At 43.6% G+C, this 10,299-nt stretch carries 10 protein-coding genes and 2 tRNA genes; 2 read left to right on the top strand and 10 right to left on the bottom strand.

Annotated elements, in window-relative coordinates; all coding sequences use genetic code 11:
- Positions 1-210 precede the first annotated feature (210 nt).
- From LJE12_RS16005 to tsaE, 8 genes are all read right to left on the bottom strand, one after another.
- Positions 211-300: transfer RNA gene (locus LJE12_RS16005), tRNA-Ser, on the bottom strand.
- A 161-nt stretch (positions 301-461) separates the two neighbouring features.
- Positions 462-547: transfer RNA gene (locus LJE12_RS16000), tRNA-Ser, on the bottom strand.
- 174 nt (positions 548-721) lie between these two features.
- Positions 722-1,414, bottom strand: coding sequence for a 2-C-methyl-D-erythritol 4-phosphate cytidylyltransferase (gene ispD, locus LJE12_RS15995; protein WP_008705875.1), 693 nt, complete (start codon positions 1,412-1,414; stop codon positions 722-724).
- 1 nt (position 1,415) lies between these two features.
- Positions 1,416-2,435 (bottom strand): tRNA (adenosine(37)-N6)-threonylcarbamoyltransferase complex transferase subunit TsaD, encoded by a 1,020-nt coding sequence (gene tsaD / locus LJE12_RS15990; RefSeq protein ID WP_008705876.1) that lies wholly within the window; start codon positions 2,433-2,435, stop codon positions 1,416-1,418.
- Positions 2,436-2,508: 73 nt separating this feature from the next.
- On the bottom strand, positions 2,509-3,417 hold the full coding sequence (locus tag LJE12_RS15985) for a ribonuclease Z (protein ID WP_008705877.1): 909 nt from the start codon (positions 3,415-3,417) through the stop codon (positions 2,509-2,511).
- 85 nt (positions 3,418-3,502) lie between these two features.
- A complete protein-coding gene (rimI, locus tag LJE12_RS15980; RefSeq protein ID WP_008705878.1) occupies positions 3,503-3,940 on the bottom strand; it encodes a ribosomal protein S18-alanine N-acetyltransferase in 438 nt (145 codons plus the stop codon).
- Positions 3,937-4,665, bottom strand: a complete 729-nt coding sequence (gene tsaB / locus LJE12_RS15975; RefSeq protein ID WP_008705879.1) for a tRNA (adenosine(37)-N6)-threonylcarbamoyltransferase complex dimerization subunit type 1 TsaB — start codon at positions 4,663-4,665, stop codon at positions 3,937-3,939. Before tsaB ends, rimI begins: the two co-directional genes overlap by 4 nt.
- 9 nt (positions 4,666-4,674) lie before the next feature.
- Complete coding sequence (gene tsaE / locus LJE12_RS15970; protein ID WP_173681478.1) at positions 4,675-5,109, bottom strand: tRNA (adenosine(37)-N6)-threonylcarbamoyltransferase complex ATPase subunit type 1 TsaE; 435 nt, start codon at positions 5,107-5,109, stop codon at positions 4,675-4,677.
- A 93-nt stretch (positions 5,110-5,202) separates the two neighbouring features.
- Between tsaE and LJE12_RS15965 the strand changes: the two genes are divergently transcribed.
- Positions 5,203-5,721 carry a peptidylprolyl isomerase gene (locus LJE12_RS15965; RefSeq protein ID WP_020993454.1) on the top strand — a complete coding sequence of 173 codons (519 nt, stop codon included), beginning with the start codon at positions 5,203-5,205 and terminating at the stop codon, positions 5,719-5,721.
- Between the two features lie 54 nt (positions 5,722-5,775).
- On the opposite strand, the gene LJE12_RS15960 is transcribed toward LJE12_RS15965, so the two are convergent.
- On the bottom strand, positions 5,776-6,432 hold the full coding sequence (locus LJE12_RS15960; protein WP_227292279.1) for a YigZ family protein: 657 nt from the start codon (positions 6,430-6,432) through the stop codon (positions 5,776-5,778).
- A gap of 201 nt (positions 6,433-6,633) precedes the next feature.
- On the opposite strand from LJE12_RS15960, the gene LJE12_RS15955 reads away from it, so the two are divergent.
- Positions 6,634-9,225 carry a transglycosylase domain-containing protein gene (locus LJE12_RS15955; protein WP_227292277.1) on the top strand — a complete coding sequence of 864 codons (2,592 nt, stop codon included), beginning with the start codon at positions 6,634-6,636 and terminating at the stop codon, positions 9,223-9,225.
- 119 nt (positions 9,226-9,344) lie between these two features.
- On the opposite strand, the gene LJE12_RS15950 is transcribed toward LJE12_RS15955, so the two are convergent.
- Positions 9,345-10,289: an ROK family glucokinase gene (locus tag LJE12_RS15950; RefSeq protein ID WP_022379920.1), complete on the bottom strand. Its 945-nt coding sequence runs from the start codon at positions 10,287-10,289 to the stop codon at positions 9,345-9,347.
- Positions 10,290-10,299: the final 10 nt, after the last annotated feature.

Genomic DNA, 10,299 nt, shown 5'->3' with positions numbered 1-10,299 from the left:
GAATCGTATGTGTTTCACTGTTTAGTTATCAAGGTTGTCTGTCTTGCGACAGCTTTGCTATTTTAACATGTTGTCTTCTATTTGTCAAGAACTTTTTTAATAAGTTTTTTCAAACTTCTTCAACATTTGTTCTTTTCAACAGCTTTTCGAGTTTATCATAACTCTTTCGCTTTGTCAAGAACTTTTTTACTTTCTTTTCTCAAGAAAGAACGGAGAAGGAGGGATTTGAACCCTCGCGCCGCTATTAACGACCTACTCCCTTTCCAGGGGAGCCCCTTCGGCCAGCTTGGGTACTTCTCCAAATTGCCCTAGATTCGCCGTTTCACAGAAACGACTTTCTTCACACTTTCGTGTCTTTATTTAGTTCTCTTCGTTTTCACCGAAGAACCTTGTGCATTATATCGCACTTTTCATTTGTTTGTCAAGTACTTTTTTCAAAACTTTTTAAGTGACTTGGCAAGCGGAGAGAGTGGGATTCGAACCCACGCGCCCTTGCGGACAAACGGTTTTCAAGACCGCCTCGTTATGACCACTTCGATATCTCTCCATATGTTGTTGACTGCGTTCGTTGTGTTCTCACCGCCGACGCAAGTGATATTCTAGCATCAATACCCTCATCTGTCAACAACTTTTTTACATTTTTTTCAATTTTTATTTTTATCTTCCCAGATTTCCCATAAAACCCGCTAAAATACGGCATTTTTCAATCACCAAACATTCTTTAATGTTTCAAAAATGCTTCCGCGATATCAAGATCCTCCGGTGTTGTGATCTTAATATTCTGATAAGATCCCTCTGCCAGAGCAACCTTTGCCCCTGTCTCCTGCTCTACTACCATGGCATCATCTGTAATTTTGCTCATATCTTTCTGACGAATGCTGTCATGAGCCTCACGTATCAGTGAATACGAAAAAATCTGCGGGGTCTGAATTGTCCACACACACTTTCTGTTTGGAGTTTCTTTTACATATCCCTCTTCATCAGAAAGTTTGACTGTATCTTTAGAAGGCATACCAATCACACATGCACCTGTTTCCTTCACTTTCTGCAGACCACGTTTAAGAATTTCTTCTGTCACAAAAGGTCTTGCACCGTCATGGATCAATACATATTCACAGTCTCTGCATTCACAAAGACCTGCATAGACAGAATCATAGCGTTCTTTTCCTCCCGGGATTACTGCCGATACCTTTGTAAATCCATATTTTTGCACGATTTCTTCTTTACAGTAGGAGATAGATTCCTCTCCTGTCACAAGAATAATATCCTGAATCAGCGGACTTTCCTGAAAACAGCGCAGGGAATAATACAGAACCGGGTATCCCTGTATCTCCAGGAACTGCTTCTGTACTTTACTGTGCATTCTTTTTCCCTGCCCTGCTGCCAGAACAATGGCCGTATTTCTTTCTGACATCTCAACGCTCTCCCAGTTTAAGATTCGGCACAGCATTCAGATCCCAGCCATGACGTGTACCTTTAATATATTCATAATAAGCAGCTACTCCGATCATTGCTGCATTGTCTGTACAGAAGATCGGTGACGGCCGATAAAAACTGTAATTATTTTTCTTACATGCTTCTTCCATTGCCGCTCTTAACGTTCCATTCGAAGCCACTCCGCCTGCAATTGCAATCTTAGTCATCCCATAATCTTTGGCTGCAAGCATTGTATGCTCCACCAGCACATCAACTACCGCTTTCTGGAAAGATGCTGCCAAATCTGCTCTGTTTATCTCTTCTCCGGTCATCTGCGCATGATTAATATAATTCAACACTGCTGATTTTACACCACTGAAGCTGAAATCGTACGGACAATCTCCAATTTTAGCTTTTGGAAACTCAATTGCATTGGGGTTTCCCTCTTTAGAGAGCTTGTCTACCTTTGGTCCTCCCGGATATCCCAGTCCGATAGCTCTTGCAACTTTGTCAAAAGCTTCGCCTGCAGCATCATCACGGGTACGTCCCAGGATTTCAAATTCTCCATAATCCTTAACGATCACAAGGTGTGTATGTCCTCCTGACACGATCAGACATAAAAATGGAGGTTCAAGATCCGGATGTTCAATATAATTTGCTGACACATGGCCCTCAATATGGTGGACCCCTACCAGTGGAAGCTTCTTTGCATAAGCAATTGCCTTCGCCTCAGCAACGCCCACAAGAAGTGCACCTACAAGTCCCGGACCATAAGTGACACCAATTGCATCCAGATCATCAAGAGTTACATCTGCATCTGCCAGTGCCTGTTCAATTACCTGGTTAATCTTTTCAATATGTTTACGGGAAGCAATTTCCGGAACTACCCCACCGTATAAAGTATGAAGAGCGATCTGTGAAGAGATCACATTTGACAGAATAGTTCTTCCGTTTTTGACAACAGAAGCTGCAGTCTCATCACAGGAACTCTCAATTGCAAGAATTAATGTATCTTTCATTTTCTGTTCCTCATATATCGGACGGATAAGTCATCCGTTTTACTACTTGTTCATAATCAATTTCAGTGACATATTATTCCTCAAAATTCAATTCCAGACTCTTTCCGTCTTTTCCCGGATATGCATTTGGAAAAATTTCACGAACTTTATCCATAAACTCATCTGGTCTGACCAGAGATGGACTGTAATGTGTCAGCCACATCTCCTTTACCCGGGCATCACGAGCCAAAACCGCCGCCTCGCGGAAAGTCATATGCTTGTATCCGCGTGCTTTGTCTGCTTTGTCATCTTCTCCGTACATTCCTTCACAGATAAACAGATCCGATTCCTTTGCATTTCGCAGGATAGATTCTGTTGGTCTGGTATCTGTTGTATAAGTAAGCCTGATTCCTTTTCTCGCAGGTCCAAGTACCATCTCCGGTGTATAGGTAATACCGTCTGCTTCGATGGTCTGCCCTTTCTGGAGCGGATTCCAGTATTTCAGTGGAATATCCTGCTCTTTCGCTCTCTCAGCCGAGAATTTTCCCTGGCGGAGAATCTCAAGGGTATATCCATAACAGAGTACATTATGGTTCACTTTAAAAGCCGTAATACGATAGCCATTTAATTCAATGACCTGCTCCGGCTGTGTAATCTCAATAAATTTAATTTCAAACGGAAGCTCCGGTGCAATGACGCGAAGTGCATTGACTACTCTCTCCAGACCTTTGGGACCTACCAGAGTCAATGGTTCTGTGCGGTCTGCATTTCCCATAGTAAGAAGAAGTCCCGGAAGCCCACTGATATGATCTCCATGATAATGAGTAAAACAAATCACATCAATAGGTTTAAAGCTCCATCCCTTCTCCTTAATTGCTACCTGAGTACCTTCACCACAGTCAATGAGCAGACTGCTCCCGTTATATCTTGTCATAAGCGCAGTCAACCATCTGCGAGGCAGAGGCATCATTCCACCGGTTCCAACTAAACATACATCTAACATATATTCCCTCTATTTTCCAGCTTCCGGCAATTCCCTTAAAAGGTGTATGGTCCGGCTGCTGATTTTTTCTGCTTTCATTTCTTTTTCATTCGGGATGTCTGGTCATAAGCAGCGCATCCTCCACAGGATCACTGTAATATGCCTTACGTATTCCATCTCCGGTAAATCCCATACGTTCATAGAGACGAATTGCAGTCTCATTTCCCACACGTACTTCCAGATGGATTGTCGTAACCTCCCTCTCTGCTGCAAGGCGGATCAGGCTCTGCATCAGAAAAGCGCCAATTCCTTCTTTTTGTCTGTCCCTGCGCACAGCCACATTGGTAATATCTCCCTCATCCAGAACCATAAGAAGACCGCAGTAACCCAGAATCTTTTCTTTCTCTTCCACCACCAGAAACATGGCATCATCCCTGGTCAGAAAAGTAAAAAAACCTTCTTTTGTCCATGGCACATGAAAAAGATCCTGCTCAATCTCCATTACCTGATCCAGGTCATCCACAAGCATTTCCCGCAGGATCATATTTTTGTACCTGCCGGTTTCTGTTCTTTTTCTCTCTCTGCACGCTCACGCTCTGCCTGGGAAACGCGGAGATATTCCGGGATATGTTCCATAGCAGTCTCTGTGCGTCCTTCTTTATAATAAATACTGCCAAGAGCTGCCACTGCCGCTGCTCTCTGTTTATTTACATGAGCCGGTGCAAAAGAATACGGAACCTGCAGTTTCTCTGCGATCAGTTCACGAAATACAGGTACACCGTCTCCCAAAAATGTAACCATCTCTCCTCTCTGATTCAGTTCTTCCAGCAGTTCCTCGATCGGTGCTGCCCACTGTTCTTTCAAAGTCATAAGCTGATGCTCTTCAAATCTGTAAATTCCTGTATATACCTGCTTTCTTCTGGCATCCATGATCGGACAGATCAATCCCTGTGCATCATAAAGATTATATGCCAGTGCATCTACTGTCGGTACTGCTACCAATGGTTTCTTCAGGGCAAGTCCCAGGCCTTTGGCTGTTGCCGAGCCGATACGGAGCCCTGTAAAGGATCCCGGTCCCGCTGCCACTGCAATAGCATCTACGGATTCCAGTTCCAGTTCCGTCATCTTCACAATCTCATCTAACATCGGAAGCAAAGTCTGAGAATGTGTTTTCTTATAATTTACAGTATACTCAGCCAGTAATGTATCATCTTCCACAACTGCTACAGATGCAACAATTCCTGAGCTGTCCAAAGCTAAAATTTTCATTTCTACCTCCTAACTGTTCTCCGGACCAATCACTGTAATCCTTCTATAATCAAAGCCTTTCTCCAGATCTTTCTCTATGGTTACTTTGATCAGATTTTCCGGAAGGATCTCTTCGATCAGATCAGCCCATTCGATCAGACAGATTCCCTGTCCGAAGAAATAATCGTCATATCCGATTTCTTCCATTTCCTCAATGTCACCGATACGGTAAACATCAAAATGATATAAAGGAAGACGTCCGCTTTCGTATTCCTGAATGATCGTGAATGTCGGGCTGCAGATAGGCTCTGTGATCCCAAGCCCTGCCGCAACTCCCTGGGTAAATACGGTTTTTCCAACTCCAAGATCACCTGTCAGAGTATAAATCTGACCCGGTTTCGCATTCTCTCCGATCTTCTTTCCCACCTCAAATGTTTCCTGTGGTGTTTTTGTCTCTATAATCATCTTTTCCACCTTTTTCTTGCAGAATTGTTCTTTGCATATTATAATAGAGCGAACAGCGAAATACAATACTTTTTGAAAAGGAGACTTGAAACTATGGCAAATCCGATAGTTACAATTACCATGGATAATGGCGATGTGATGAAAGCAGAATTATATCCTGAGATTGCACCGAATACAGTTAATAACTTTATCAGTCTTGTAAAAAAAGGCTTCTATGACGGACTTATTTTCCATCGTGTGATCAACGGTTTCATGATCCAGGGAGGATGCCCGGACGGAACAGGTATGGGCGGTCCGGGATACAGCATTAAGGGTGAATTCACTCAGAACAGATTTAAAAATGATCTGAAACATACTGCAGGTGTTCTTTCCATGGCACGCGCCATGCATCCAAACTCAGCAGGAAGCCAGTTCTTTATCATGCACAAAGATGCTCCGCATCTTGACGGTGCTTATGCTGCATTCGGCAAGATCACTGAAGGAATGGATGTTGTAAACCGTATTGCAGAAGAAGATACCGATTACAGCGACCGTCCGCTTGACGAGCAGAAAATCAAATCCATGACAGTAGAAACTTTCGGTGTTGATTATCCGGAACCGGAGAAATGCTGATTCGCTGACTGTTTATGCCCCATGCAGTTTTCAGGCTGCATGGGGCATATTTTATCAGTCCGTAAATACTTTCACTTCACCGTCAATCACTGAATAGTAAAGATCTTTCTCTTTCTTCATCTTCGCTCTTCCATTTGTTCCCTCGGTGATTGCTTTTTCTACAAATGCAATCTGATCCGCCGGAACCAGCAAATGCAGAACTACCCTGTCAGTGTATTCAGAATCAAGGATCGGTAATTTCTGTTCTCCGGCAATATACTGGATCTTGCCTATCCCGGTATAATCCGTAACTACTTCCATAGAAATTCCGTAGGTTTTCTCAATCACTGTGCTGGCGGCAAGACCTTCCTGCAGACTCCTGGAATATGCTCTGACAAGACCTCCTGTTCCAAGAAGTACCCCTCCAAAATATCTGGTAACTACTGCTGCCACATTATAAATATCTTCCCCCAGGATTACATCCAGCATTGGTCTTCCCGCAGTGCCTGACGGCTCACCATCGTCACTGCATCTGGTATATTCCCTGTTCTTTCCCACCGAATATACATAGCAGTTATGTCTGGCATCCCAATATTTCTTCTTCATTTCCTCTATAAAGGCCAGTGCCTCCTCTTCGGTCTGTACAGGACGCACTGTAGCAATAAATCTGGATTTCTTTTCCACGATCTCGCCTTCCCCGCCCTCGTAAACTGTCTTATATTTCTCAAGCATGTCTCATACTCCTCTTTCCGTTCTCTTATTGACTCAGTGTACCATGAATTACAAAAATGTGCCAGCACAGTGTATACTAATCCTGTAAAAAAACACAATAACCATTAAAAAGATCCAAAAGCAATTGTGAATTTTTATTTTTCTGCTTTATTTACTTATTCTTATTTGATATAATAGAACGGATTATAAAGGAGGTTTAACATGAACTACGGTAAAAAGTCGACTGCAAAGAAACGGACGGCACTGATTTCCCGTTCTTCCATGATGGGAAAGCGCGCCAGAGTTTCTTTCATCAGAGTCCTGTTCGTATCACTGATAGCACTCTGCATCGCAGTAACCTGTCTGGGTGTGGGGTCATTCAGGGGTGTAATTGATACTGCTCCTGATGTTGATGATATTGATATTATGCCACTGGGCTATGCAACCTTTCTCTACGATGATGCAGGGAATCAGATCCGTAAACTGGCTGCTCCGGATTCCAACCGACTGCCTGTCACTCTCGATCAGATACCTGTTGATCTGCAGCATGCAGTTGTCGCAATTGAGGATGAACGTTTCTATGAACATAACGGTATTGACGTAAAAGGTATTCTTCGTGCCGGAATGAAAGCTCTCACTACCGGAGATTTCTCAGAAGGTGCCAGTACGATCACACAGCAGCTTCTTAAGAATAACGTATTTACCAACTGGACCAGTGAATCTACTCAGCTGGAAAGATTTACGCGAAAAATCCAGGAACAGTACCTTGCTGTCCAGGTTGAGAAAAAAACTGATAAAGACACCATTCTTGAGAATTACCTGAACACAATTAACCTGGGTGCCGGTTCCTACGGTGTACAGGCTGCCGCACGACAGTATTTTGACAAGGATGTATGGGATCTGAATCTTTCTGAATGTGCAACTCTGGCAGGTATCACACAGAACCCGACGAAATTTAACCCGATTATCAATCCTGACAGCAACAGGAAGAGACGCAAGGAAGTTCTCCAGCATATGCTGGATCAGAACTATATTACTCAGGATCAGTATGATGAAGCTCTTGCAGATGATGTTTATTCCCGTATCCAGGCCGCTCAGGAAAAGAACTCCAGCACTGAGAATACTGTTTACACATATTTTGAAGATGAACTGACAGATCAGATCATCAACGACCTGATGAATATCAAAGGTTACACCAAAAAACAGGCAACCAATCTTCTCTACAGCGGCGGACTTAAAGTATATACAACACAGGATTCCAAGATCCAGAATATCCTGGATGAGGAATATGCAGATCCTTCCAATTATCCGGACACTGTCCAGTATGAACTTGACTATGCCCTGACGGTTACCGATCCTGATGGAAATCAGGTAAACTACAGTAAGGAAATGCTGCAGCTTTATTTTCAGAATGAGGATCCCGATTTCGATCTTCTGTTCGATTCCCCGGAAGATGGACAGACTTATGTAGACAAATATAAGGCAAGCATACTCGCCAACGGAAGTAAAGTTCTTGCAGAGCGTGTCAATTTCGCACCTCAGCCACAGTCTTCCATGAGTGTGATCGACCAGCATACCGGCTATGTAAAAGCTCTGATCGGTGGTCGTGGAGAGAAAACAGCAAGTCTTACACTGAACCGGGCAACGGACACTACCAGACAGCCTGGTTCTACCTTTAAGATCGTGTCCACTTATGCACCTGCTTTAAATGAAAAAGGCATGACTCTTGCAACAACATTTGAAGACGAACCTTATGAATATCCGGATGGTTCCCCTGTAAACAACGCAACCCGTTCTTACAACGGAACAACCACGATCCGTACTGCGATCCAGAATTCCATTAACGTTGTAGCCGTCAAGTGTCTGGAAAAAGTAACTCCTGAGCTTGGATTGAAATATCTGGACAACTTTGGTTTTACAACCCTTGCTCATGGAACAGAGGCTGACAAAGATGCCAATGGTAATGTATGGAGCGATGCAAACCTTGCCACTGCGCTTGGCGGCATCACCCGCGGTGTCACAAATGTTGAACTGTGTGCATCTTATGCAGCCATCGCAAACGGTGGAAACTACATCAAACCGATTTATTATACAAAAATCCTGGATCACAACGGAAACGTCCTGATTGAGAATACTGCTGCCGAACGTTCCGTAATCAAAGAAAGTACTGCTTTTCTTCTCACCAGTGCAATGGAGGATGTTGTAAAACAGGGTACAGGTACAGCCTGCCAGCTTGACAATATGCCTGTTGCCGGAAAAACAGGTACAACCGAAGCCTATAACGACTTGTGGTTTGTGGGTTATACACCATATTATACATGCGCAGTATGGTCCGGTTATGACAACAATGAGAAATTACCTGATTATGCGCGTAACTTCCACAAAGCTTTATGGAAAAAGGTTATGACTCGTATCCATGAGGGACTTCCTTCCAAAGAATTCGAGAAGCCTGCAAGTGTAGAAAAGTTAAGTGTCTGCGAGAAAACCGGACTTCTTCCAAGAGCCGGCTGTCCGGTGATCACTGAATACTTTGACGTAGGTACCATGCCTACTGAATACTGTGACCAGCATTTCTATGACAGTGATGATTATGACTATAATTATGATACAGATTCCTCTGATCAGACTGACAACACCACTGACACTGATAACAGCGAAAACTCTGATAATGGAGATACCGACAACAGTGGTGACAGTAACAATACTGATGACAACGGTAACAGCGGTGACGATGGTACTGATAATACCGGCGGAAGCGATGACAACGGTGACGGTAACGAGGATGATTCCTCTTATCAGGTCGACTATTATTAATACAAAAATACCGGTACAGGAGCACCTCCGAATGATGTTCCTGTACTGCAAAAAATCCACAGTCCTGTCAACTCAGGACTGTGGATTTTTTATGTATTTTCAAAATTGATTCTCAGATATTATACTTCTTTAATAACCATACGCGCAGATCCATAAATACCTGCATCATTTCCGAGAGTTGCAAGAATGATCGGTGTTTTCTTGCATGCTGTAAAAGCATATTTCTCATAGTATTTCTGAATACAGTCGATCAATGGCTGTCCGGCTTTGGAAACACCACCGCCGATAACGATGGCTTCCGGATCTGTCACACATGCAAACATGGCAAGTGTTCCGCCAAGCATTTCTCCTACCTGTGCCATAACATCGCAGGCTACTTTGTCGCCCTCTTTAAAAGCATCCAGAACATTCTTTGCTGAAAGTTTTGTAAATTTGCGAAGAACAGTCTGCTCATCTGTAGCAGCCAGAGTTCTCTGTGCCACGCGAACGATACCTGTTGCAGACGCATACTGCTCCAGACATCCACAGTTACCACAGTTGCAGGCTTCCTTTTCTTCATGGTCAACTGCTGCATGACCGATTTCTCCACCTGCACCATGAGCACCACCAACAATTTTTCCATCAACGATGATTCCACCGCCGACACCTGTTCCAAGAGTTACAAGAATAACGTTCTTAGCTCCTGCTGCTGCGCCTTTCCATGCTTCGCCAAGTGCTGCTACATTGGCATCGTTTCCTGCTTTGGACGGAAGTCCTGTCAGTTCTGTCAGTTCCTTAGTAACTTCTTTAAAGCCCCAGAAAAGGTTTACCGCACATGGCACTTCCCCTCTCTCGTTAACAGGTCCCGGTACCCCGATTCCCACACCGTCGATTTCTTCTTTATCCAGCTTACGCTCTGCGATCTTGTCAAGGATTGTCTTTGCAATATCCGGCAGGATTGCTTCTCCACTGTTCTCCTTACGTGTAGGAATTTCCCATTTCTCAACTAAGACTCCGTCTGTCTGAAAGAGTCCACATTTTACAGATGTACCACCAACGTCAATTCCAAAACAATACTTTCCCATAATATCTGAT

The sequence above is a fragment of the Blautia sp. DFI.6.71 genome, assembly GCF_020593585.1.
In the GTDB taxonomy this organism is placed as follows: domain Bacteria; phylum Bacillota; class Clostridia; order Lachnospirales; family Lachnospiraceae; genus Blautia_A; species Blautia_A wexlerae.
Note: the sequence above shows the minus strand (reverse complement) of the source record. Positions and strands in the feature narration are given on the sequence as shown.

Bases quoted from the DNA above. Each gene is read 5' to 3' on its own strand.
- LJE12_RS15985 (WP_008705877.1), bottom strand. From the start codon at position 3,417: ATGTTAGATGTATGTTTAGTTGGAACCGGTGGAATGATGCCTCTGCCT.
- LJE12_RS15965 (WP_020993454.1), top strand. From the start codon at position 5,203: ATGGCAAATCCGATAGTTACAATTACCATGGATAATGGCGATGTGATG.
- LJE12_RS15950 (WP_022379920.1), bottom strand. From the start codon at position 10,289: ATGGGAAAGTATTGTTTTGGAATTGACGTTGGTGGTACATCTGTAAAA.
- tsaE (WP_173681478.1), bottom strand. From the start codon at position 5,109: ATGATTATAGAGACAAAAACACCACAGGAAACATTTGAGGTGGGAAAG.
- tsaB (WP_008705879.1), bottom strand. From the start codon at position 4,665: ATGAAAATTTTAGCTTTGGACAGCTCAGGAATTGTTGCATCTGTAGCA.
- tsaD (WP_008705876.1), bottom strand. From the start codon at position 2,435: ATGAAAGATACATTAATTCTTGCAATTGAGAGTTCCTGTGATGAGACT.
- rimI (WP_008705878.1), bottom strand. From the start codon at position 3,940: ATGATCCTGCGGGAAATGCTTGTGGATGACCTGGATCAGGTAATGGAG.
- LJE12_RS15960 (WP_227292279.1), bottom strand. From the start codon at position 6,432: ATGCTTGAGAAATATAAGACAGTTTACGAGGGCGGGGAAGGCGAGATC.
- LJE12_RS15955 (WP_227292277.1), top strand. From the start codon at position 6,634: ATGAACTACGGTAAAAAGTCGACTGCAAAGAAACGGACGGCACTGATT.
- ispD (WP_008705875.1), bottom strand. From the start codon at position 1,414: ATGTCAGAAAGAAATACGGCCATTGTTCTGGCAGCAGGGCAGGGAAAA.